Here is a 22,881-nt window from a genome sequence, read left to right as displayed (position 1 = left end):
GTTCAAGTCCCTTTAAACGGGCAGCCAGGGCCTAATTCTGTGATTTGCTTCTTTGGCGAGTTTCATAGGCTTTGCGCAACGTATCCGGGTACTTGCTGACATCCGGATTAAACGCCTCTTTAGCCGGATTCGTAGAGAAGTGCGGATCAGGAATCACGTTCGTGAATTGTCCGTTCACTTCCGCTGACACCGGGGCAGAGGTTTCCACCATTAATCCTCTCTCACGCACTTGCCGCTCGGATAACGTTGTGACCCCACAGCGGCAGCGAAACCCGTTCGGGGGATACCAGGTATCCCATATTGGATCATCTGCCCTGAACACCTTGCCATCCATAGCCAGATGGGAGGGACGTGTGCGGCTATCATTTACGGCATCGTATTGCCAGTAGGGCCGCAAGCGCAGGACAGTAGGATCTGTCATCTGCTTATAGTGGCCAACCTGGTAGGCCGTCTGAATATTTGTGCGGTATATGTTGTCAGCCTGGAAGTTCGTAATGCCTTCATAGCCCCGGCGCTGGAGGAAGTCATTCATGTTACTCCTGAACTGCTGCATCGTTTGACCTTCGTCAATCGCATTCAGCAGCTCATCCTGAAACCTCTTCAGCACCGTGATTTTGCTATATCCAGATACAGTAAATGCTTTATAGCGGTATTCATCAGCCAGCTTGTAAAACTCTTCTGGCTGCAAAGTCAGTTTGTCACCGAAGAACTCCAGAGCTTCCTGGAAGGTAAAGCCTCGCTCCGTCAGAAGTTCAAACAGATCATCGTCCATGTTCCTCAGCCCTCCCGATCAGGTCAGCGTAAAACATTGCCTTTGCCAGCAGCTCATCCAGATCCTCGGCGTTCATCTTGTCATATAGCGATTGGACAAACTCCTGATCCTCCAGCTTGGCCTTCATCTCTTCCAGGCTTCCGGCCTCGCCGACCATCTGCATGATTGGAGCAAAGACTTTTTCAAAGATTCCGTTGCCTTGCTGGATAGCTGCATCAGCCAGGCGGTCAATCTGCTGCTGTCCGCTCGGTTCTGTCACGCTCTTATTTGCAACCAGCGACGTTGTTGACATGGGCAAAGTTAGCGCCTGAGTGGGAGGAGCAGCAACCTCTTCGCCAGTTTCGGGCTTGGGAATACTAAACTTCTTATACAGATGGGAAGTAGGTACTTTAAGGCCAATCTCGCCGATTAACGTCTTGTAGATATCTGCCGTTTCCTTCAGGTCTCCCGCTTCCTCCGAATCGAACCGAAGCTGAGGAATCCGGCGATCCTCCCCAAAATTGAAATACACCAGGGGGCGAATCAGATCCCGGCGCAGGGTAGCCGCTAAGGCTTTACAGTCTGCAACGGTCAGATCATGGCGAACCTCGTTATGCGTCTTAGACTGAGCGAAGCTGCCGCCGCCAGAATCGGAGGTCAGTGTCTGCCCCAGTATGGCCTTGGACATCTGCTCATCACAGTACCGGGCCAGTGATTCGTAGACGTTGATCGACGTTGTTTTGCTCGACTCTTTAAATTCGATCTCTGTCCCGGTCGGGATGATCCCCGCTGCATCTGTGCCGATCTGAATTAGAGCTTGCATCAGAGCCAGCTTGTCATCCTCAGAGGCCGATGGATCATACTTGCCCAGCCTTAGCGGCATCCCGAAGACTTCGCAGAAACTAACCCAGTCCTTCAGGTCGTAGTTCTTGAACAGATACATCCAGGCTATGACCCGCAAGACCCCGGCGCGAGCTGGGTGTCCTGACCTGGCTTTATATCGGTGAACGACAAACTTGTTCGGAGGAAGCGGGATGCCGTTAGGCTGCTCCTTGGTGGTGACTTTGAATATGTCGTCATTGTCCCAAAGGAACCGCTTCGGATGCCGCCACTTGATATCCTCAATGACCGTGTGGCCGTCAACATATCCCCAGATAATCTCTGCTGTGGATATGCCTTTGCCAATCGCGTCCAGCAGATCCATGAAGACATCCTCGATATTCTCCAGCGCGTCGATCTGCTCTTTTACGAACTCTGCGATCTGTTTGTCCCGATCATCGTCAGAGAAGGGAATGATCTCAAAATCAAGGCCAGTCACAGCATTTTTGCGTGTTTGGAGCTGGCTAAAGAGATGAGGGTCTTTCTCTTCCATCTCCTCAAACAACTCCATCTGGCGCATAATGTCGCCAGCGTCAGCCTCCCGAAAGATTTGAGCCAGGCGAACTGGGGTTAGTCCGTTGCTGGGATAGGTCGAATATTTGTCATGTACCTGGGCGACCGCAATCTCCATCATTTCAGCCTTGCGTGCAGGAGCTGCTTGCTGAGGATTAGGCTGCCGCTTTCTGGATTTGTTTCTTGCCAATACGTTCACCCCTTTAATAGCTAGTATCCGCCACGCCGGAACTTCAGTGCCCGACTGATCACGGATTTGTAATCCACTTTGTTCGTGGTCTTGATGCTTAGCGCCAGCCTGACGGCCATTTCCAAACCGTCCGGGCCGTCATCATTGCGCCCCATAGGATACTCCTTAAGCTGCTGGAGCAAAGCCTTGTGCTTGCGCGAGAACTTCAGATAACGATTCTTGATCAGCGGCTGAAGGCTTTCAATCCGCATATGCTTGTTCTGTGTACTCTGGATCTCTTCGATGGGGAGATATTCCCCAGCTTCAGCAGACTTTTGCACCAGCACATCCTTGAAGTAATGCTGGAACTGTACAGTCTCGACTCCAAAGCGATATAAGGATTTCTTCAGATCACGCCGAAATCGCTTGGACATCTCAATAGCATCATCGATAATGACATCCGGATGCCGCTTCTCGATGGAGGCTTCCGTCACGTACATGTATCCTGTGCTGGTATCCTTGGCTATGACAATGATTGAACTGGTATCTGACTTTTTGTTCTTCCCAAGTGATGGGTCGTTCGCCCCGACTAAGAAAAAATGTGGAGCCGAAAAGTCAAGGTTAGGATCGTCATCGTAGAAGTCGAACCACTCTTCGTTAAATGTGCAGCTATCCGGATCAATAGGATCATTCTGGATCTCCGAATTAAACGAAGCATCGCCTTCAGACAGTTTGATGGTCATGAGATCGTAATAGCTGAGCTTGTCTTCCCAAAGGACTTGAGTACCTTCGAGCATCTCTTCCTCGTTCGTCTGAAAGAAAGCAAGAGCTTCCTCTTCACGGGCAGGGTTACTCAGATCGCCATAGATCACTGACCAGGCTTCCCAAAGTTGATCCGCTGTGGAGAAACTGATTACCCCACGATAGGTGACACACTTGTAGGATGGGTTCTTCAACACCTTAGAGAGCAGAGAATCATAGTGCAGGATCGTACCGATATACACGATATCCGTGTAGGTATCCCCAGCCTTGGAAACTGCTTTATAGAACCAGTTCTCCAGCTTGCGCCGCTGCTCTGGTGTATTGACATTCTCGTCATTCTCGATATCATCCAGGACAATCAGATCCGGACGCCAATTCCGATGACGACGACCACGAATCTTTTTCCCGCTGCCGATGGCCTCTACCTTGATGTCGGTGGAAGTCAGCAAGACGCTGCCTTTCCAGACCTTACCTTTCAGGCTGCCGAAGTCCTCCAATATAGCCGCATTGTCTTCCAGCTCTGTCTTGATGTCAGTCAAAAACCCCTCGGCCTGCTCTGAACTGTCCGAAATAATAATTGCATAATGCTTGTATTGATAGACGGTAGCATGTAGGGTGTCCTTGAAAGTGAAGCTAGTGGACTTGGCATGACCCCGTGGAGCTGCCGTTCCTCGCTTGCAGCCCTTGGCTCTGGAAATGGTCTTTCTGTCCGTAATGGGGTTCAGGCCCTTCATGACACCTTGCGTCCAGATCCGGTCAAGCTCCCCATGGAACTGAGGTGATTCCCTTACAAAGTAGTGGGGGAGGTAGGCCCGGCCAAAGTATTCCATATCAATGGCAGCCAGCTGCTGACGCAATCCCTTGGGGCCAGTAAGATCAGCACCTTGTTGATACTCCTGCCACAGCGATTGCCTATAGTCCGCATGTTCCTTGTTTCTGAGCGCATAGCGTTCAAATAGCTCGCGCTGATAATCCAGGCTTTGAATCTGCTCCTTCAGTTCATCGTCTTCATTGAGCTGCCGAAGGTATTCGTCCAGATTAATCATCGCTCATCATCTTTTCCTTGGCTTTTTGCAAGACCTCTTTGAGTTGAGCGGTCAGCGAAGCATCTGACTTAATGGCAGACATCAATTCCGACTCCATTCCCGTAAAGGCTAGTTCGATCTTCTTCTGCATGTCTTGCTTGACCTTATCTTTGTAAATCTTGCTACGAGATAGAGCGACCATTAACCGCCCGGCCTTATCCAAATCCATCTCGTCCCATTCCTCTTGAGCCTGGGCCATCTTGCGCGTCAGCTCACCCGCCATGATCTGCATGGCTCCCTCGGTATAGTCTGCATCTGGATTCTGCTTAATGAGTTCCACCAGGGCACGAGTCTGTTCCTGTGCTTCAAGTAGGCGTTGCGTCGATTTATCCAGCCGGAGAGCATAGCGGCCTACGGCTGATTTACTAATCGCATAGCCTTGACCGTCCAGATACTCGACAATCTCCCAGTAGGTGATCCTTGTATCGGCAAGCATGGCATTGACCTGGTCTTTGATATGTAGCGGCAGATCATCAATCAAGCAACGGGTACGGCGTTTAGCCATTAGAGCATCACTCCCGGATCGGCCGGAGTTGATCCCTCCAGCAAATCAATACCCTTGACGGTCAAGCGGATGACAGCATCCTGGGCGTAAGCGGTGTAGGAATTAATCCGATCATCTGTAAACTCGACATACTCTTTGCCAATCAGATAATTCAGGTGCTTTGAAATGTCCGGGCTTACGATGACCCCGTCATTAACCATCACGGATACAAGCTGACGACACAGCAGAGAATTGTTATGACCCTTGACCAAGGATCGCAGGATATAACCGCGAACGGCCTTGTTATGCTGCGCTCCGCGATATTCTTGTTCATCCAGTGCCATGCTGATTGCCTCCTTTCAACAGCACGTCATGGATCTTCTCCAGCTTGCTGTCAACGTTATTCATGGTGCGAATAAAGTCCTCCCTAGTGGTGTAAATAAAGGGGAGATCTGATTTGAGGTTTTCAAGCTTTTCCTCAAGATCATCCACACGCTCATCTGTTTTCTTAATTTGAGACTTCACTTCGGATAGTGTCATCTTCAGAAAAAAACCGATTGCACCAATCCCAAGCATGGTAGCGGTTTGTATGACCCATGAATAATCCATTAAGCCGCTCCTTTAAGCTCCAGTACCTTAGCTTCGATGGTATTTTTGATGTAGTTGTCCATGTCGCCCAAGGTCGTCGCCAGCACGGCCAAATACTCCGGTTCGAGTTGATCGACAATCTGATCGAAAGCATCTTGCGATAGCTTAATCAGTTGCTCACGGCTTGTGATGCCAGCTTTCACTGCCTCCCTGAGTTCTCGGGCCGTGGTCTGTTCAATAGCTTGAACCGTCTTGGTCGCAACATCATCAAGCCGATTGATAGCTGCAAGCGCCAAGGAACGTTGTTCTTCGTTGTCAATCTTCTGCGCCTCGGCTTTGAACTTGGCTACCCCTCGTTTGAGGTAGTACATGGAGTACGCGCAGAGCAGCGCCACAACTCCAAGCACAAGATTTGCAAGTATGTCATTAATGGTGTTTTGCATGATATCCCTCCTTTAGAAAATAAAAAAACCAGCACAGGCAAATTGCCTATACTGGTATCTTATCTTCATTATTCAGGACGGTATCGGGGAAGCACTTCTGTGATTTTTTCGGGGTTATTGGGGTTGTCGATGAAATCAAAAATACTCATTTGATCTTTATGATGACCCGGCCCACAGATTTCACGAATCCATTTTTCAGTCAGGTTGTACTTTTCGGCTAGATCAGCATGATTATACCCGTTGAACTCTTGTTTGATCTGCTGATCTCTGGCTGGCCGGAGAATGCTGTCTGCCTTTGGAATATAGATGGTGCTTCCTCCAAAAGCCTGTGCCAGCTTATACAGTGCCTTGACACCGATCAGTTCAGCGAAGTCCTGATACGCCGCTGGAATCATATCTATTTCCAGTTTCTCCACCCATTCCTCCATGGGGTTTAACACCTCCCATTATAGCAGGGACGGCCCGATAATCAACCAACCTTGAGACCAGATGCCTGACGCACGGCATCGGCCAGGCGGTTAAATTCATCTCGGGCGGCATCGAACTCCTGCACAACATACCAGCCAGCAGATAAGAAACGAATGATCTTTTCGGCATCTGACTGCTTAATATCCGTACCCCGGCGCAGCTCTTCAGCTAAGCGGTTGAACTCAAATTTTGCCTTTGCATCCACCTGAAGCAGCTCAACACTGTGCCATCCAGCGGATAAGAAACGAATGATCTTCTCGGCATCTTCCGAAGTTACCTTGTGCTGAGTAGTTGGCTTGTCCTGGACAGCGGTGTTCCACCAACCCTCATTTCCGTATGACAAGTTATAATCCACGGTCATTCCTTCAAATTGCTGACCATTCTTATATTGGTACACATCAGCTTGGTCGCTCTTTTTTCCCCGTGACCAGGCATAGGTTTGCCAAAAGTGTTCGGCAGCCCTCCGCTTTGCCATCTCTTCAATGACCGTATAAGACCCGTACACGCCGACCCTGTATCCCTTGATCTGCTTTGCTGTCTCCCGAAGGTACGCTTCAATTTTGTCATAGTCCTTTGAGCTTGCATCATAGTCCACTGCAAAATAAATGGCAGTACCCTTCGGCTGCTTAATCAGCAGTGCCTCCTGGTAAGCTTCTAATCCATCCACCGTACCAGCAGATGCTCCCCCAGCCGGGCGGGATGCCGTAGTTTCAAACACGCTAATGATTTGCATTCCTGCTGCCGTGATGGCTTCCGCTTCAGCGCGGTTCAGCCGCTTCCATTTCAGCCGGGGAGGTACCAAGTAACGAGCGGCAAATTTATAGCCGGCTGCTGCCAGCTTCTTCGCTCCAGTCGTGGTAATGGGAATAGCGCAATCGATTCCTTTTGTCATGTTATAATCTCCTTTTATTATCATCTAGCGATTGGAATATCGTACAGGTAACGTAGCGCCATAGCAGCCACTTGCTGCATCTTCAGCCGGGCCTTGAGTAAGTCATTGCCTTTAATTGCTTCCCATGCCTGGTCAACCTCCGACATCAGCACAGCGTATCCTTCATGTGCTGACGTGAGCGGGGCAGTACGGCCCATAGCCCGGCGTAACTCCAGCACTACATCTGTGGTGATGTCATCGATCTTCATGTCCATTGGACGGCGATCTTGGTTGCCTTCGGCCTTGCGATTATTTTCAGCCTTGCTGAACTTATCAGACTTAGGACTCCTAAGCCCCCAGGCCTTGAGCTTGCCATATAACGTATTTTGTCCCATGTTGTACTTGCGTTCGATCTGTCGGATCGTTAGCCCTCGATCAAACTCTTCCAGCACCATTTCTTTCGTGATGTGGTCATACTTAGTCTTTGCGCCACGCTTGCGCTGTTCTGGCTGTATGGGCTGTGTGGGTTGCGCAGGTTGTATGATAGGCTCTTCGGGCTTGTCCGGTCGTGTCTTGCGTTGCAAGCTGATGGGAGGGGATTGCTTCGCCTGTACACGGTCAGGAGCGGGTAAGCTCTCATTAAATTGCTTCAGTTGTTCAGCGGTTAACGTATACTCCTTGACCTCGCCAGAGCCTACAGCGGCACGGCTTTCAATCTCCCTACTTGGGATAGGGTAATGATAATCGCCCATGCTGGCACCTCACACTTCATATTTAATTTCCATTCGTAAAGTAGATGGGTTATACATGATTTCGGTAATTCGGCGGTCATATGGCTGCTTGTTTACCTGGTGTACCAGGCTTTGTAAGCTCACCGCTGCCGTTCCTGCCGTCAAAATTGTTGGGAATGCGACGAAGCTAAGGTTCGGATCAGGCGGGGTAGCGAAGGGCAATGAGATGGGCTTAGACTTACTCTTCGCCATCACATTCACCTTCCACAACCTCAATCACCTTGTTATGCTTGATCAGATGGCTTTTAAGTGATCGGAATGATTTCCACTGCGGCTCATGATAGAAATACTTACGCGACTCTACGAACCTTTCAAAATCTTTCTTCCGGCGATAAATCTTTTTATAAGCGGCTCTTTCTTTCGCTGTAAGCAGCGTTTTGCTACGCTGGCAGAAGAAACGACGGCGCTCCTCGCAATCTTCCAAAAACCATTTCCCTTCGACTTTTCCATTCACGAACAAATTGATTCTATTCTTAAACTGGTCAACACGTGCAAGAACAAGCTCAATCTTGTACCCATCACAGTACAGCGTTGCTATGCTATATAGAGATTGGAGTTGCTGTTCAATTGCTGACCAATCTTCCTTGGTAATCGCTCGCCGAACCGTCAACGCGATTCCTCCTTTGCCAATTATTTTGATAACTGAGACTGTTTCTTGGCTTTGCGAATTTCGGCAAACCGGATATATTCGGCCATCTGTTCATCAGAGACCGTATTTTCTAAGGACGGCTGAATGATCGGGATTTCCCGCTTTCTGCTCTGTGTTGGGCTCACTGATCCTCCCTTAGACAAGTTGCGGATGATCCCGCGCGTGTAATGTTCTTTGATGTTGGGATATTTGGCGACATGGGTTTCTAGTGCTTGAATGACAAGATCAGTAGGGTACTTGCTCCAATACTCTAATTCCTTGGTCTTGATGCCATTCGAGACCTTTCCGGTGGATCTAGTCCAACGAATGGTGTCCCAGTAGGACTCAATAACTTCGATCTGCTGTGTGCTGTACCGTTCCAGAAGGGGTTGCAAGGGCTCACCCCCTTCCCTGGAAGAGCTTGATGGAGAGGGCGGCATAACCGGAGGGCAGATATGGAGGGCCGCGCAGAATGTGCGTCACGATGACTACAGCACAGGCCCCCGTGTATCTACGCTCTAAAGGCTGCCACTCAGTCAAGCGCAGCACGTCACCGACACAAAACTCCTTGTCATCCTCTTGCCGAATTTCAACTGTCTTGCGCCGGAATGGATCGGGATGGGTGACAGCCGCAAACTGCTCCGGCCAGATCTTCAGGTTATGGGCGTATGTCATGATGTACCATTCCTTGCAGCAGCACGCCGCTTCATGGCCTTCAGCGCCTCAATTACCCTACTGGCCGCACTAGGAGACAGGTAGCTTGGATGACTGACTTGAAACTGATTCTCCAGAAAGTGCCGCAGCCGTCTAGCGTCATTGTTCCATCCCATTTCCTCAACCAGCTTATTGATCTGCCAGATCTGCTTCGGCGTGGCGCGAGTCGGGGGATGCCCCTGACCTCTAACGATGGCCGTAAGCCGATCAATGACCTTAATGCCTTGATCTTTGCTTAGAGCCTTGATGCTGTCTGACCTGGTCACAACGTGTACCAGGTCATGCAGCTCATCGTCATTTAGCTTGGCCTGTTTCGCAAGGCCATAAATCTTTTTGATTTGCGGATAGGTGATGTTACTCATAACTACACCTCGCCTTTTTTCTTCAGCTTGTACAAGTAGTTCCAGCATGTACGACAAACAAACCTGTTATCTCCTGCAAGGGGCGATTGAATAAGCTCATACCTTTCTCGTGTACATGGTTTGCGTTGACATGGTTGCAGCACTTCATCAGGATGTCTCTTCATTTACATCACCTCACAGATCGGCGAGCTTCTCACGGTCAACCTCATACCAAAATGTATCATCGACCGTGAGCGTGGCTCCGACCTTCAAAATCTCATTCTCCGGATACTTCTTCAGGTTGTCCTTATCAATCTTCTCAGGCGGCTGAACAACACAATCCGTCATGCCAAATTCCTTGAGCTTGCGAATCACTTCCGCAAGCTTGGCAGCCGCGCGGGGCAGGGATATCTTCGTACTCTTGCGATAGCCTGTCTTGCCGAAGTTTATTTCCTTCGTCTTCCGGTTCCCCAGGTCATCACGGTTCGCGTCAACAAACTCCTTCATTTGCAGTTCCAGCAGCTTGATACGCTCCTTGTGCGGCTTGGCTTCCATTTCGGATGCCAGCTTCACGTCAGAGATAACTTCATTCATGTCTGCCTCAACCCGCTCAATGGCGAGCTGGCATTCACCAATCTCTTTCATTACCAGGTCAACATCGTCCCAGCTCTTCAGCGCCGGAACATCCGGCAGTTTCACTCTTGTCATGCAATTTCCTCCTGTTCTTGTTCGATATAGGTATGAATAAGCTGCCCCGCTGAAACTTCAAAGGTGCAGCCTTGATCACGGTAGAGACGGTCTGCCGATGTTACGGGCAGCACCCTTGCAAGCTCTTGCTCAACTCGTTCAATCATTACGTCAGCCGGATCACGATAGGCGATCCGACCCTCCACAATGGCAAGCTGAGGATCACCAGCAACGATCTGACAAACCTCTTGTTCGGTTAATCCGGCCACAATTGCCGCTGGCCGGATCAGGATCGGAGACTTCGCAAAGCTCAATAACGTGCGCAATCTAAGCACTGGATTTGTTGGATTCAGCATGTTTACCCCTCCTAGAGCATCATCATATTGCTGGCTTTGGCAATCGTGTCAGACGTTACCGCCGACCCACCGGATACCCGCATGATATTGTTCAGAGTTCTATCCAGCAGACGGAAGCAGCCCGTTTGCGTGTTGGTAGCTCGGACAACCATTTCATTAATAGCCTGGTCATCAAAATCAAAGCTAGTAAGGTACTTCGCAACCTCTTGCTTGGACAGCCCCTTGAGCGTGGTGTAAAAATCCACTCGGTTCGCAAAGCGGGAAAGATAGCCCTTGATCAGCCCTTCGAGCTTCGGCTCCCCAGCGATGACCAAACCGACATCGGCCTGGTCGAAGATCCCGCGAAGAATCTCCATCTTCTTCTGTGTGTATTTGCTGACAAGCTTGTCCGCTTCATCGACAATCAACAAATAGCCCCGGTTGAGATTGAAGAACTCCCGAATGCCGTTGACCCGTTCCCAAATTGAGCCATAGCCTGAAGGAATGCCTACAGAGCGTTCAATCGCTTTGACCAGGTCACGTTGTCCCATGGTGTCATCACACTCGACATAGGCCACGCGCGGCATCTTGGCGTAATACTTCAAGGTGTGCGTCTTGCCAAAGCCAGACTTGCCGACAACAATCCCAAGGCCAAGGTATTCCTGTGCGGACTGGCAGACCCCGATTATATTGATGGCATCACGGGACTCAAAAAATGTGGGCTTGGATGGCAGGGAACTTTCTCGCGTAGAAGCCAATTCAGTCTCGCCAGTCTTGGCAGCCATATAGGCAGCGACCTTCTCTTCGATATCGCTATTCTCAACCTTATAGTTCCCACTCAAATACTGTGACAGGGCCGGACGGGAAAAACCGATCTCCCGCGCAATTTCAGTAATCGTTGTGCCCGTGCTTTCCATATACTCACGCACTTTCACAACGACACTCTTGTTCAAGGTGTATAGCTCAGCAACAGCCGTCATCTTTAATCCCTCCAATTAGTTTGCTAATCGACGAAGCTTGGCAAGGGCTTGCTCTGCCTTCTCCGTGTACAGTTCAACTTCCGTGTCACGCTTGGTTCTTCTGGACTTGATCTCTTCCTTGTACTGCTGATCCGATGGCAGAGCGACCACCTTCGGTGCATCGTTTTTAATCATGAATCCGGCTACCTCGCCGGGAACTTGGTTATATCCATTTACGCGCTCTTCAAGCGGCGTTCGGAAGTAATCGCCCTTGGCCGTGTCGCGCTTGATCTGATTCTTCTGCATTCGCATATGATCCTCCAGCGCCTTCTGCTGCACCTTCGGAGCAATAAGCAATAACTCTTGGGAAACTGCTTCACAGATCTTCTTCCCATTTTTCGTGTACACATAGAGGCGAGTAACATCCTCGGCATCCCACTTGATGTCTACCTTGTCGCCGATGTAATCCGTCAGCTCATCAGCGCGGTACTCATAGCCAAACTTACGAATCCCGATGTTATACACTCTCACGCGCTCAGCCTTCATCATCAGCACTGTGGCATAGGACTTCGGAGGCGCTGGTTTCATGTAGCGTTCTTCAGCGTTCTGGAATACTTCCATAGGCGTAACCCATTTCTCGCCTTGACGCTTCAGGCCGCTGTGCGCTGTACGGTGATACTCGTTGTCACGGAACTCTTTCCATAGCTCATAGAGTTCCTCCATGCTCAGCAACTCGTCACGTTCCAGCAGCTTGTCAATGTCCTTGTTAACCTTGGCCGCCGTTCTCGATCCGGTCAGGGTTCCGGTATAGCTGGTAATCCACTTCTCAAACTTGGTGATCAGCGTCCCAAAGAACCGTTCGATTTGTCCCTTAGACCAGGGCTGGTAAGGCAGTGAGCGAATATCATCCTTGATACCGATTGAGCGATAGAAGCCTTTTGTCTCAGAGTCAAAGCTGACCCGATCATTCCGCTTCCGGCCTGTCATGGTCTCAGCGGTGTAGTCCTTACCATTGTCGATGAGCAGCCATTCCGGCACGCCGCCAATCTCTCCGGCGTACATCATGTTCAGCAGGGATTGCTTCAGGATCTGAGCGTTAGGGTTCAGACAAATCACATCCCCAACAATGCAGCGGCTGCGAGTGTCCAGCCAGGCGACCAGCTTAGGACGGATGGCTGTAACCTTTCCGTTCGGGTGAGTGTACTTGACCCAAACATCCAGCGTATGCGCATCCCCTTGCACCAGTCCCATAACGGGCAGGGCCATTGTGTTACGGGATGCCTTGACCATGACATGATTCTTGTACTCTCTGATTCCTTTAGCCGCTAGAAACCGAGCGTTACCCCCGCGAAGTTCATCCATCAAGTACCCTATGTAGCGTGCCACTGTGGGGTAACTTGGGTAATCCCAGCTATTCGCGCTTGCTACCTTCATGAGCTTGCTGTACACCATTTCAATGGTGCCGTTGTTGGCGGCAAAGTCCTTGTCAAACCAAAGGTTTTCTATAAATGCCTTGCATTCTGGCGAGAGCGAAGGGAATGTAAATTTTTGCTTAGGCTTCCGGCAAAGAGCTAGAACCTTATAAAATTCGTAATCGTTACCATCCTGCTTCTTCATCTTTAAAGCCCATGCACTCGCTTCAAGGTAGCTCTGCGAGTATCGGTATAATGTCCGTTGGCTCATACCGTTTTCTGCCGCAAAAGCAGAAGCAAACTCGGTGCGGTCACGATCTCCGTAATTCAAGAACTCACGAATCTTATTAGCCAGCTCGACCGCCTCATAATATGCCTTTCCATTTCTAGCGATGTACTCCGCAGGATCAGCGTCGATATACCAAGGCAGCTCTTCTGATTTAGTATTTTCTTCGATGACCACATCTTCACCAGGAATGCCACAAGCCTTTTTGTAAGCTTGACGAGCTTGCTTTGAAAGAGACGATACAGCGACCAGCACCCTGTCTTTACCGCTATTTGAGCCAGTCTCTATTTTCGTTCTGTATTGGGATGAATTGCGCTTGATCCGCTGAATCAAGGTATTGTACTTCACATTTTCAAGCTCAGATGCTTTATCAAGCGCGATGTATATTTCTGACAAATAAGATTCCTCCTTCCTCAATAAACTCCTTGCTGTTATAATGGAGGGGAATCAGATTTTGCAGAGGATTCACTTTGGAACGACTCACTTCGGATGAGTCGTTCCTATTTTTATAGTGCTGAACCATCTGATTTACCTCCCAACCTTCCATGTACACAGACAGAAAAGAGGTTTTTTCCATCTATGTTCGGGGCGCTATTGCGTGGATTTAGATAAAGCGTAATTTGTAAAGCGGGTATAGCGTGGTTGTTCAAGCTGGTTTGCGTAATGAATCAAATTCAATTTCAAGCGCTCTGGCGATTTTGGGCAGGTAGTTTCTTCCTGATCGAGCACCAAATAAGATAGAGTTCAGGTATTGCTCACTGGTTCCAATTTCCTGGGCTAATTGCCGATGTGTGATTCCAACTTCGATCAGGCGCTTTTTAATCACCTTGCCGATCGGTGTTAGTTCGCGTTTCTGTCTCAAAGGCTTTCACCTCCTTCACCTTCTTCGCCAGGCTCCTCCAGCGCTTCCTTGCTAATCGCGTCAAATTGGTTTTGCAATTCCTGCAAATGTTCTTCCAGCTTGACCAAATACACCATTTTGCTATTGGCGCGAGCCAAGAAGTATTTAATTTCAATCTCCAATCGGATGCGTTCTTCGCGAATCTGTTCAAGTTGTTGTTCGTTAGTCTCTCGATAGGAATCTGTCAAAATGCCGAAAGATTCCTTGCTGAAGAAATTTACGCGGTCAACGATGGCTGATACATGTGAAAAGCCTTCCTTGTACATGGACATCAATCGTTCATCCTGCACAAAATTGTGCTGCTCCCTTTTAACGATCACCTTGTCACCTCCACTTGCACGAAGTTGATTTGAATCGGTGTTGCTATTCAGTTTTCAAAGAGCATATGGCCTGCCCGCTGTGCAAGGCGGCGGCTATTTGGTCGCCTGTTGCCGATTCATGATGTGTGGTAAACTTTGAATCAGTGATGTAGTTCTAAATCATACTTCAATAATATTTCAGGTATCTGAATAAGTCAATAATAATTTCAAAATTCTGAAAATTATTTATTAGAAAACCGAAAATATGGAGGCGTTGAAGGTGGGAAGTATTGGTCAGCGAATTAAGAGAAGAAGGAAAGAGCTAGGGCTCACGATAGAGGATGTTAAAGCGGTAACGGGCATATCCACAGGAACCATAAGCAGCCTTGAGAACGACAAGTATTCTCCGTCCGTAGCGGTTTTAGTTCCATTGAGCTCCACGCTGAAAGTTTCAATTGATTGGATTGTGACAGGTTCGGAATTTCATATTTCTGAAAATAAAATTCGGGAAGGGCTTGCCCAGGAAGCAGGCAACAGATCAATTTCGCTCGCCGACATGGAGCTGCTTGCAAAATTCCACCAGTTGACCGAGAAAGAACAAGGGAAGATCGAGGGGATGATCGAGGGGATGCTGATGTCTCGTGAAGGAGTTCGCCAACCGGACAAGCAATCTCACTCGAAGAGTACAGACGGAAGAGAGGAAGCCGCCACAAGTGAATCGGCTTAATTTTATACCCTAAATGATTTAGTTTTATATCATTTGCCTATTGATTTTCGGTTTTTCTTTGTCACATTGAAGCAATAAGGTTTTTTCACTTTACCAATCCCTGATAACCCGCGCCACTAGGCCAATGTGACATGTTCTTGCGGGAATGTCCGAAATGTCACTTTGCAGAATTGCAAATTCTGCTTTTCCAAGTAGAAATAAAGCCTGTAACCCGCATAAATACGTCAATTCTGCACAATTCCGCATGGTTGTGCGGATTGCAGAATTGCTTTACCCATGATTTTAGGCGTTTTTAACGGGTTCAACTCTTGATTTAACGCTATTTTATAGTAATTAACGGCCCGTTATAACGCTGCGCAGTTTTTTAAATCTCATGTTAGAGGGCTGGCATCATTAGATCAAAACAAAAAAGCGTGGAGACCTTGATTTATAAGGAGTTCCGCGCTTTTTTTATCCAATTTCTCAAATATGACGATCCTTTTTTTGATTCTCATTATTTTTGTCACACAATCAGTCTATAGATCCCGTGATTTCCCTTATAGAATCGGGGTTTCCCACGTTTTCCCGGTTCTTTTTTTGTCATCTCCTCTTTGTCAGATATCCTGATAAACTACATTAAGGCAAAGAAGCAGGCGAGAAAATGTTGGTAGAAATCCATTCCCAAAGGCGAACAAGCGCAAGCTTCCGATGCAGCTTTCTTGGAGAAAGCTTTAAGCTTCTTCAGAATCATTTTTCTCGCTTGCTTGTTTTGCCTTTTCTTTATTTCAATGTAAACAGCAAGTCAACCCAAAGGAGCTTCCCGTTACAGGAAGCTCCTTCTCCAGTATCAGATCTCCAATATAGATGGCATGATGTGAGGTGTGCGTCCAACTTCTTTGATGAAATAACGCCGCAACACCTGCCTGGTAGCCCGCAGCCATACCGTCTGATCATAGGACTCCTTCTGTGTACCCAAACGGTTCAGGTTCCGTTTCAGCATCGATTCAGCCCGCCGCAATAACGGTCTGGCATCCTGCATATACACAAAGCCACGTGTGACAATATCCGGTCCCGCCATAATTTGCCGCGTCTTGCGATCGACGGTCATGACCACGATGACGATCCCTTCCTGTGCCAGCTCCATCCGTTCGAGGACCAGTTCATCTTCATTGGAGCGCATTTCTCCATTGCTGATTAATACTTCTCCGGACGGAATCGTTTTTCCCCGCTTGGCCCGGTTGCGGTACACGGACAAGCTGTCTCCGATATTCATCACGAAGATGCGTTCGTCAGGAATACCGGTCTGCAAAGCCAGACTCCGGTGGCTCAACAACATGCGATATTCACCGTGAATCGGAATGAAATACTTCGGACGGATAAAGCTAAGCATCAGCTTCAAATCCTCACGGCAGCCATGGCCGGAGGTATGAATGTCGAATACTGACCCATAAATGACGTTGGCCCCGGCCCGCAGCAGCAAATCGATGCTGCGGTTAATGTTTTGCCCGTTGCCTGGAATCGGCGACGAGGAATAGATAACTGTATCCCCAGGGTATACCTGTACATTGCGATGCGCCCCGGATGCAATCCGGCTGAGAGCAGCGTTTGGCTCCCCCTGACTACCGGTGCAGACAATCAGCACCTGATGATCAGGGTAACGGTCAATATGCTTGACGTCAATCAGCATTCCTTCAGGCACACGGATATAGCCTAGCTCCTGACCGATGGTGAACACCTTCTCCATGCTGCGTCCAATGACGGCGATTTTTCGTTTGCATAGGGCTGCTGCTTCCACCACCTGCTGCAAACGGTGTACATTGGAAGCAAAGGTCGCGAACAATATCCGTCCATCGCAATCCTGGAACTGCTTCAGAATCGCATCGCCAACCCGCCGCTCCGAAGGAGTGAAGCCTTCCTTCTCACTGTTCGTGCTGTCAGCCAGCAGCGCCAGCACACCATCCCCTCCGACGCTAGCCATCTTGAACAGATTGGCTGGACGGTCCTCCGGCGTAAAGTCGAACTTGAAATCCCCGGTATGTACAACCGCACCATAAGGCGTATCAACCACGATGCCAAAGGCATCAGGAATACTATGCGTCGTGCGGAAGAAATGAACCGCCAGATGCTTGAACGCATAGCGATCTTCCTCCTGATAGATATGCAGCTCAGCCTGCCCAAGCAGACGGTACTCCTCCAGCTTGGCTTTCACCAATCCGATCGTGAGTGGTCCGCCATAGATAGGCAGTTGGAGCTGACGAAGCACATAAGGAATGGCGCCGATATGGTCCTCATGCCCATGGGTCAGGAACAACCCCTTCATTTTGTGCTTGTTTTCAATAAGATAACTGATATCAGGCACGATGCAATCAATCCCCGTCAGACGAGAATCCGGGAATTTGAGTCCGGCATCAATAAGAATGATTTCATCTCTATACTCAATACCATACATGTTCTTGCCAATCTCCCCGATGCCTCCGAGCGAATAAATTCGCACAGGCGGTGGAGAAGATTTCGGTCGACGATGACTTTTGACTGGTTTAACTGGTTTGCTAGCTGCTTCATTCATTAGGTTGTTAATCCTCTCTGACAATTACTGAAAAATCCCGCTGCTGCCTACGACCTCAAGCCAGCGTTTGGCCACCAGATCATGACCCGCTGCCGTCGGATGAACTCCATCCCATAACCAGTACGCCGGGTCGGCAACCTGTGCCGCTTGATCGAACGCATCCTGCAATGGAACGTGCACTGCCCCAAATTGCTTGGCCAGGCGCAATACAATAGTTTGATAGCGGGATACAAGCCCTTTCCACTCCTCCCATTTTTCCGCAGGAGCACCGGTGTTTAATATAAAAGGTTCACATAAGATCAGCCTAGTCTCCGGCAGGACCTCGCGCGTCTCCTCAAGCAAATGCAGGTAGGCCCGCTCAAAACGATCCGTTGCCCCGCTGGGCTCACCGTTCATCTGCCGCCAGGCATCATTCACGCCGATAAGAAGACTGATTACATCCGGCTTGAGACTGATCGCATCCTCATTCCAACGAGCATACAAATCGGAGGCACGATCCCCGCTTACCCCGCGATTAATAAAGGTAGGGCGCAAATGAGCGTATTCATGTCCCAGCTTGGCAGCAATAATATAAGCATAGCTGTGTCCCAAAATATGATTCAGATCGCTGCCGCGATCCCGGTTGCCATCCGTAATAGAATCCCCTTGAAATAACAACGTCATCGACTTATTCATCTTGCCGCACTCGCTTTCCCCATGAATGGATTTATTTTACCGCCACAAAAAATATCCGGGCCGCTTCCTCCACCGCCTCATCCCACTCAAAATCCGCATAGCAGGTAATCTGGCTGAATCCACAGCGTACAAGCTCTTCCTTCATCCAGAGCGGATCGTAAGCCCGCTGAATATGCGTCTCCTCAAAGCGGCGGTATAATCCCGGTCCATGTTCTTCCTCGCGTGCGAAGATCGTCAAGTGATGTTCAATCTCGTTAAGACGGGCATCTCGCTCACAGGTCCAGATATAAGCCACGCCAGATTCATCCCATATGAACGGCTGCTCTTCCTCATATCGAGCCAGGGTATTCGGATGATGAACATCGAACAAGAACGTACCACCCGGCTTCAGGTTCTCATAGGTACGGCGGAAGGTGCGCACGATCTCATCCTCTTTGAGCAAATAATTCAAGCAATCGCAAAAAGATATGACCGCATCCACCGGCTCCGGTACCGCCCAATCCGTCATGTCCTGCTGAACCCAGCGAACGCTTCCTTCGCGCAGCAGCCGCGTTCCCTGCGGGGTCGCATCCATCTTGCGCCGGGCCACCGACAGCATGTCAGCTGACAAATCAATGCCCGTTACCTCAAATCCTGCATTCACGAGTGGAATCGTAATGCTTCCCGTTCCACAGCCCAAATCAACAACGGTTCGGGGCATCCCATGGCGCTCCCAAGCCGTCCTTGCGAACCGGATCCAATCCGGATACGGCATATCCTCCATCAACTCATCATACACGTAAGCAAATTTCCGATAGGAAGCCATCGTTGTGCTTGTCACCGCTTTCTATAGATGCATCTATACTAATCCTCGGCCTGGTCGCCTGCCTGCGGCTCCTGCGCGAGATGCGTCCAGTTCTCCCGCTGCACAACCTTGCCTTCCTTCATCAGCTTGCCCAGCGCCCGCTTAAAGGCCGACTTGCTGATCGAGAAGCGTTGCTTGATCAAGTCCGGCGGTGTCGCATCAGAATACGGCATGCTCCCGCCAGGACGGCTTGCCAGATAGGCCAAAATTCGCTCTGCATCCTGATCCATGCCAATCTCCTTGCGCGGCGCCATGGCCAGGTTCACACGCCCGTCCTCTCGGATATGGGCAATTCGCGCCTGCACCCGTTCGCCAAGCCGAAGCAAGCGGCTACGCTCCGAGGAGTGAATCATACCGATGGCTCCAAAGCCAAGCACGCCCCCTTGGACGACGACAAAGGTACCCATCTGCAATGGCTTGTACACAATGGCATCCATCCATTCGTTCTTCCAGGATTCAGGGGCATGGAAGGCATGGGGAGCAAGCTCTTGCTCACCCGCGAGCTTCGCCTTGAGCCGTCCCTGCTTGTCATGCTCCATCACCACATAGACATGGTCGCCAACCTGGGGATGCAATTCCTTCAGCTCCGGCAGCTCACGGATGGGAAGCAGCAATTGACGGCCAAGTCCCATCTCCAGGAAGCAGCCCAGCCGAGGATGAACATCTGCTACCTCCAGCAGCGCCAGTTCGCCTAGCGTTAGATAAGGGCGCTTCATCGTGGCCGCAATCCGGTCCTCCGTATCGTAGAACAGAAATACTTCCACGGTCTCACCCGGCTTCACCTGTCGGGTCAATTCCGAATAATGCAGCAACACATCCTGATCGCCTGCACTCAGAAAATAGCCGTAGGGAGAAACCTCGCGGTCAATCGGCAATTGAACAACGGTTCCGGCAATCAAGCTCATACCGTCTCCACAACTTTGGCATCTGACCACAGGCGCTCAATATTATAAAATTCACGTTCATCGCGGTGGAAGATATGAACCACCACATCCCCCAAATCCATCAGCACCCAACGAGCAGCATCCATGCCCTCTATGCCGCGGATGTTGGCTCCCGCCTCCTGTGCTCTTTTGCGAACTTCAGTTGCGATCGCCTGAACCTGCGTATCCGAATTCCCGTGACAGATGACGAAATAGTCAGCAATCAGCGAAATCCCTTTCAAATCCAAGGCCACGATGTTCATCGCCTTCTTATCATCCGCAGCCTGAACCGCCAAATTCAATAATTCATGTGAATTTACAGCCATTCACTCAGCCTCCTTATGTTTTCCTCTTTGTTTGATCAAGTCATTACGAGCCAATACCGTAAGGGGGAAAATCGGTTTTCCCTGCTTCAGCAAGAAAGAAATCGTGGAATCAAACCCGGCAATCAGCGCGTCCTCCAGATTTTTCTCCGCCAGCTCGCGAATATGGTCCACCCCGGGGTACTCTCGGCCCGGCTCAATATAATCAGCCAGACAAACGATTTTGTCTAACAAAGTCATTCCGATTCGCCCCGAAGTATGATAGCGGACCGCATCCAGAACCTCTACGTCCTGCACATCATACTCCACGCGGGCGATATAAGCGCCAACCTCTGCATGCAGCAGCTGTTTGTCATGTTCTAACAATTCCGCATTCAGCCCATGATCGCGAACGATCGCCTCTTGCTTGTCAATGGGCCAAAACTTGGCCAGATCATGCAACAGGGCCGCCAAATCTGCCTTTACGGGATCGGCCCCATACCGCTCCGCCAACAGAACGGCGCTTTCCATCACACCCTCCACATGCTTCCATCGCTTTGCCGGCATGCCACCTGAAATTGCGGCAATCAGTTGTTCACGGCTGTAATCCATACAATCCGCTCCTTGTCATATATTCATACACGGAGTCCGGTACCATATAGCGGACCGAGCGTCCTGCCGACAATCGGCTGCGGATCAAGCTGGATGATATATCAACCAGTGGCATCTCGGCCAACTGGACCGCCTGCTGAATGAACGGTGGCAGCACGTCCAGCTCCAGGAAGCTCCCCGGACGCTGTAGCCCGATGAAAGAAAGCATTTGGACCAAATCCTCAATACCCTCCCATTTGGGAAGATAATTGACCATATCAGCCCCGATGATAAAATAAAGCTCCAGATCGGGATGCAATAAACGAATTTCGCGAATGGTCTCCACCGTATAGGATACGCCACCCCGGCGCAGCTCAATATCAATCGGCTTAAATCCCGGATGACTCCGTACAGCCGCCTCGACCATCTCCAGGCGCTGTTGCCCGCTGACACCGGCCTGATGCTTGTGGGGAGGAATATGAGAGGGCATAAACCAGACCTCTTCCAATTGATATTGCTCCCTGGCGGCTTCAGCCGCCAGCAGATGGCCCAGGTGAATGGGATCAAACGCCCCACCCATAATTCCGACCTTTTTCATAAAGATCCCTCCTGTCAGCTCGAGGGCAATTCAATTTGCTTGTAGTCGCGCGATTCCTTATACAGAATCACCGTACGGCCGATCAACTGCACCAGCTCTGCTCCTGCACCGGAGGCCAGCTCTTCAGCAATCTCCTGCGGTACATCCAGATTATTGTTCAGTATGGACACCTTGATTAACTCCCGGCGTTCCAACGCCTCGCCGATCTGTTTGATCATATGCTCGTTGGTGCCCCCCTTGCCCACTTGAAAGATAGGCTGTAGCTTATGCGCCAAACCGCGCAAATAGCGTTTTTGTTTTCCCGTTAACATGTTATTCAAAACTCCTTACCTTCATATAGGCCAACCTGAGAGGTAGTTCAAAAAAATCATCATTTTTCCCGGGTCATGCTCTCCATAACCGCGGCCCGCATCGCTTCTACAGGAGCCTGTAGGCCGGTCCAGCGTTCAAATGCATAAGCACCTTGATAAACAAACATACCCAGGCCACCGTGCACCTTGCAGCCTCTGGCTTCTGCCCCCACAAGCAGCCTGGTCTTTAGCGGATTATAAATCAAATCACTCACAACAATCCCGGACGGAATCGCCTCCACATCCAAGGGACAATCACCCACATGAGGATACATCCCCAAGGTCGTCGTATTGATGATGATGTCACTGCTTGCCAACGTCTTCCCGGCTTCCTCCATACCGCAGCCCGCCAGATTGCCAAGATGCGACCACTCAATGGCAAGCTCTCGCGCTTTAGCCGTGGTGCGATTAGCCACAACCACCCGTTCAGGCTGCTCTTGAAGCAGTGCATGAACGATCCCCCGGGCCGCCCCGCCCGAGCCCAATACCAAAATCCGCTTGCCTCGAAGTTCGGGTACGGCCTCTTCTTTCAACGAACGCACATAACCGATCCCGTCCGTATTATAGCCCGTCAGGACGCCATCATCGTTCACAATCGTATTGACAGCACCGATCAGCTTGGCGCCTTCATCGATATGATCCAGGTAATTCATAACTTCCAGCTTATGCGGCACGGTCACATTGATCCCTCGGAACCCTAGTGCCCGAATGCCGCTAATCGCTTCACCCAACCGGTCCGGCTTGACGTGAAACGGCAGGTAGGCGCCAGACAAACCACAGGATTGCAACGCAGCCCTATGCATAGTTGGTGATTTGGAGTGGACGATCGGATCACCGATGACTCCAAGGAAAAGCGGCAGCTTGTCATGCTCGGCTTCCTGCCTGTCATGCAGCTTGGGTTCGGTATTATTGGCTTGCTTCTCCATGTGTCTCCCCCAAATCGACTAAAATTAAACGGTC

31 protein-coding genes are annotated in these 22,881 nt (G+C 50.0%); 1 reads left to right on the top strand and 30 read right to left on the bottom strand.

The features are described from left to right. Nucleotides 1-31: 31 nt before the first annotated feature. The 21 genes from C557_RS0114795 to C557_RS0114695 form a co-directional block, all read right to left on the bottom strand. Nucleotides 32-772 (bottom strand): phage head morphogenesis protein, encoded by a 741-nt coding sequence (locus C557_RS0114795; protein WP_018752664.1) that lies wholly within the window; start codon nt 770-772, stop codon nt 32-34. Then, nucleotides 762-2,342, bottom strand: a complete 1,581-nt coding sequence (locus tag C557_RS0114790; RefSeq protein ID WP_476703792.1) for a DUF935 domain-containing protein — start codon at nt 2,340-2,342, stop codon at nt 762-764. Before C557_RS0114790 ends, C557_RS0114795 begins: the two co-directional genes overlap by 11 nt. 11 nt (nt 2,343-2,353) lie before the next feature. Continuing rightward, nucleotides 2,354-4,120, bottom strand: coding sequence for a phage terminase large subunit (gene terL, locus C557_RS0114785; protein ID WP_018752662.1), 1,767 nt, complete (start codon nt 4,118-4,120; stop codon nt 2,354-2,356). After that, nucleotides 4,113-4,664, bottom strand: coding sequence for a phage protein Gp27 family protein (locus tag C557_RS0114780; RefSeq protein ID WP_018752661.1), 552 nt, complete (start codon nt 4,662-4,664; stop codon nt 4,113-4,115). Before C557_RS0114780 ends, terL begins: the two co-directional genes overlap by 8 nt. Then, nucleotides 4,664-4,987, bottom strand: a complete 324-nt coding sequence (locus C557_RS0114775) for a hypothetical protein (RefSeq protein ID WP_018752660.1) — start codon at nt 4,985-4,987, stop codon at nt 4,664-4,666. The genes C557_RS0114780 and C557_RS0114775 overlap by 1 nt, the downstream gene beginning before the upstream one ends. Then, complete coding sequence (locus C557_RS0114770; RefSeq protein ID WP_018752659.1) at nt 4,974-5,252, bottom strand: hypothetical protein; 279 nt, start codon at nt 5,250-5,252, stop codon at nt 4,974-4,976. Before C557_RS0114770 ends, C557_RS0114775 begins: the two co-directional genes overlap by 14 nt. Next, entirely contained in the window at nt 5,252-5,674 is a 423-nt protein-coding gene (locus tag C557_RS0114765; RefSeq protein ID WP_018752658.1) for a hypothetical protein, read from the bottom strand. Before C557_RS0114765 ends, C557_RS0114770 begins: the two co-directional genes overlap by 1 nt. A 68-nt stretch (nt 5,675-5,742) precedes the next feature. Then, nucleotides 5,743-6,102: a Mor transcription activator family protein gene (locus tag C557_RS0114760; protein WP_018752657.1), complete on the bottom strand. Its 360-nt coding sequence runs from the start codon at nt 6,100-6,102 to the stop codon at nt 5,743-5,745. A gap of 41 nt (nt 6,103-6,143) precedes the next feature. After that, a complete protein-coding gene (locus tag C557_RS0114755; protein WP_018752656.1) occupies nt 6,144-7,034 on the bottom strand; it encodes a DUF1906 domain-containing protein in 891 nt (296 codons plus the stop codon). 20 nt (nt 7,035-7,054) lie between these two features. Continuing rightward, nucleotides 7,055-7,765, bottom strand: coding sequence for a hypothetical protein (locus C557_RS0114750; protein ID WP_018752655.1), 711 nt, complete (start codon nt 7,763-7,765; stop codon nt 7,055-7,057). 9 nt (nt 7,766-7,774) lie between these two features. Next, nucleotides 7,775-7,996, bottom strand: coding sequence for a hypothetical protein (locus C557_RS0114745; protein ID WP_018752654.1), 222 nt, complete (start codon nt 7,994-7,996; stop codon nt 7,775-7,777). Further along, nucleotides 7,983-8,414, bottom strand: coding sequence for a hypothetical protein (locus C557_RS0114740; RefSeq protein WP_018752653.1), 432 nt, complete (start codon nt 8,412-8,414; stop codon nt 7,983-7,985). The genes C557_RS0114745 and C557_RS0114740 overlap by 14 nt, the downstream gene beginning before the upstream one ends. Nucleotides 8,415-8,434: 20 nt before the next feature. Further along, nucleotides 8,435-8,827, bottom strand: a complete 393-nt coding sequence (locus tag C557_RS24230) for a hypothetical protein (protein ID WP_018752652.1) — start codon at nt 8,825-8,827, stop codon at nt 8,435-8,437. A 4-nt stretch (nt 8,828-8,831) separates the two neighbouring features. After that, a complete protein-coding gene (locus C557_RS23600; RefSeq protein ID WP_018752651.1) occupies nt 8,832-9,107 on the bottom strand; it encodes a DUF3850 domain-containing protein in 276 nt (91 codons plus the stop codon). Then, entirely contained in the window at nt 9,104-9,508 is a 405-nt protein-coding gene (locus tag C557_RS0114725) for a phage protein GemA/Gp16 family protein (RefSeq protein WP_040677105.1), read from the bottom strand. The genes C557_RS23600 and C557_RS0114725 overlap by 4 nt, the downstream gene beginning before the upstream one ends. Before the next feature lie 174 nt (nt 9,509-9,682). After that, entirely contained in the window at nt 9,683-10,195 is a 513-nt protein-coding gene (locus C557_RS0114720) for a host-nuclease inhibitor Gam family protein (RefSeq protein ID WP_018752649.1), read from the bottom strand. Beyond that, nucleotides 10,192-10,530 carry a hypothetical protein gene (locus C557_RS0114715; RefSeq protein WP_018752648.1) on the bottom strand — a complete coding sequence of 113 codons (339 nt, stop codon included), beginning with the start codon at nt 10,528-10,530 and terminating at the stop codon, nt 10,192-10,194. The genes C557_RS0114720 and C557_RS0114715 overlap by 4 nt, the downstream gene beginning before the upstream one ends. Nucleotides 10,531-10,541: 11 nt before the next feature. Beyond that, the gene (locus tag C557_RS0114710) at nt 10,542-11,489 is read right to left on the bottom strand and encodes an AAA family ATPase (RefSeq protein ID WP_018752647.1); all 948 of its coding nucleotides are present in this window, start codon (nt 11,487-11,489) and stop codon (nt 10,542-10,544) included. Between the two features lie 15 nt (nt 11,490-11,504). Continuing rightward, entirely contained in the window at nt 11,505-13,562 is a 2,058-nt protein-coding gene (locus C557_RS0114705; protein WP_018752646.1) for a Mu transposase C-terminal domain-containing protein, read from the bottom strand. 250 nt (nt 13,563-13,812) lie between these two features. Further along, entirely contained in the window at nt 13,813-14,028 is a 216-nt protein-coding gene (locus C557_RS0114700; protein ID WP_018752645.1) for a helix-turn-helix domain-containing protein, read from the bottom strand. Beyond that, the gene (locus C557_RS0114695) at nt 14,025-14,387 is read right to left on the bottom strand and encodes a hypothetical protein (protein ID WP_018752644.1); all 363 of its coding nucleotides are present in this window, start codon (nt 14,385-14,387) and stop codon (nt 14,025-14,027) included. The genes C557_RS0114700 and C557_RS0114695 overlap by 4 nt, the downstream gene beginning before the upstream one ends. A gap of 259 nt (nt 14,388-14,646) precedes the next feature. Between C557_RS0114695 and C557_RS24225 the strand changes: the two genes are divergently transcribed. Beyond that, nucleotides 14,647-15,093, top strand: coding sequence for a helix-turn-helix domain-containing protein (locus C557_RS24225; RefSeq protein WP_018752643.1), 447 nt, complete (start codon nt 14,647-14,649; stop codon nt 15,091-15,093). An 826-nt stretch (nt 15,094-15,919) separates the two neighbouring features. On the opposite strand, the gene rnjA is transcribed toward C557_RS24225, so the two are convergent. The 9 genes from rnjA to aroE are packed head-to-tail and all read right to left on the bottom strand — an operon-like array spanning nt 15,920 to nt 22,847. Further along, the gene (gene rnjA, locus C557_RS0114685; protein ID WP_026263500.1) at nt 15,920-17,638 is read right to left on the bottom strand and encodes a ribonuclease J1; all 1,719 of its coding nucleotides are present in this window, start codon (nt 17,636-17,638) and stop codon (nt 15,920-15,922) included. Nucleotides 17,639-17,662: 24 nt separating this feature from the next. Next, complete coding sequence (locus C557_RS0114680; protein ID WP_026263499.1) at nt 17,663-18,313, bottom strand: SGNH/GDSL hydrolase family protein; 651 nt, start codon at nt 18,311-18,313, stop codon at nt 17,663-17,665. Nucleotides 18,314-18,344: 31 nt separating this feature from the next. Continuing rightward, a complete protein-coding gene (locus C557_RS0114675) occupies nt 18,345-19,118 on the bottom strand; it encodes a class I SAM-dependent DNA methyltransferase (RefSeq protein ID WP_018752640.1) in 774 nt (257 codons plus the stop codon). A 38-nt stretch (nt 19,119-19,156) separates the two neighbouring features. After that, complete coding sequence (locus C557_RS0114670; RefSeq protein ID WP_018752639.1) at nt 19,157-20,062, bottom strand: CvfB family protein; 906 nt, start codon at nt 20,060-20,062, stop codon at nt 19,157-19,159. Further along, nucleotides 20,059-20,406, bottom strand: a complete 348-nt coding sequence (gene rsfS / locus C557_RS0114665) for a ribosome silencing factor (protein ID WP_018752638.1) — start codon at nt 20,404-20,406, stop codon at nt 20,059-20,061. Before rsfS ends, C557_RS0114670 begins: the two co-directional genes overlap by 4 nt. Further along, complete coding sequence (gene yqeK, locus C557_RS0114660) at nt 20,407-20,994, bottom strand: bis(5'-nucleosyl)-tetraphosphatase (symmetrical) YqeK (protein WP_018752637.1); 588 nt, start codon at nt 20,992-20,994, stop codon at nt 20,407-20,409. After that, nucleotides 20,978-21,571: a nicotinate-nucleotide adenylyltransferase gene (locus tag C557_RS0114655; RefSeq protein ID WP_018752636.1), complete on the bottom strand. Its 594-nt coding sequence runs from the start codon at nt 21,569-21,571 to the stop codon at nt 20,978-20,980. The genes yqeK and C557_RS0114655 overlap by 17 nt, the downstream gene beginning before the upstream one ends. 14 nt (nt 21,572-21,585) lie before the next feature. Continuing rightward, nucleotides 21,586-21,882, bottom strand: coding sequence for a ribosome assembly RNA-binding protein YhbY (yhbY, locus tag C557_RS0114650; RefSeq protein ID WP_018752635.1), 297 nt, complete (start codon nt 21,880-21,882; stop codon nt 21,586-21,588). Nucleotides 21,883-21,941: 59 nt separating this feature from the next. Next, nucleotides 21,942-22,847, bottom strand: a complete 906-nt coding sequence (gene aroE / locus C557_RS0114645) for a shikimate dehydrogenase (RefSeq protein ID WP_018752634.1) — start codon at nt 22,845-22,847, stop codon at nt 21,942-21,944. Nucleotides 22,848-22,881 lie beyond the last annotated feature (34 nt).

Source organism: Paenibacillus sanguinis 2301083 = DSM 16941, from assembly GCF_000374825.1.
GTDB classification, from domain to species: Bacteria; Bacillota; Bacilli; order Paenibacillales; family Paenibacillaceae; genus Fontibacillus; species Fontibacillus sanguinis.
Note: the sequence above shows the minus strand (reverse complement) of the source record. Positions and strands in the feature narration are given on the sequence as shown.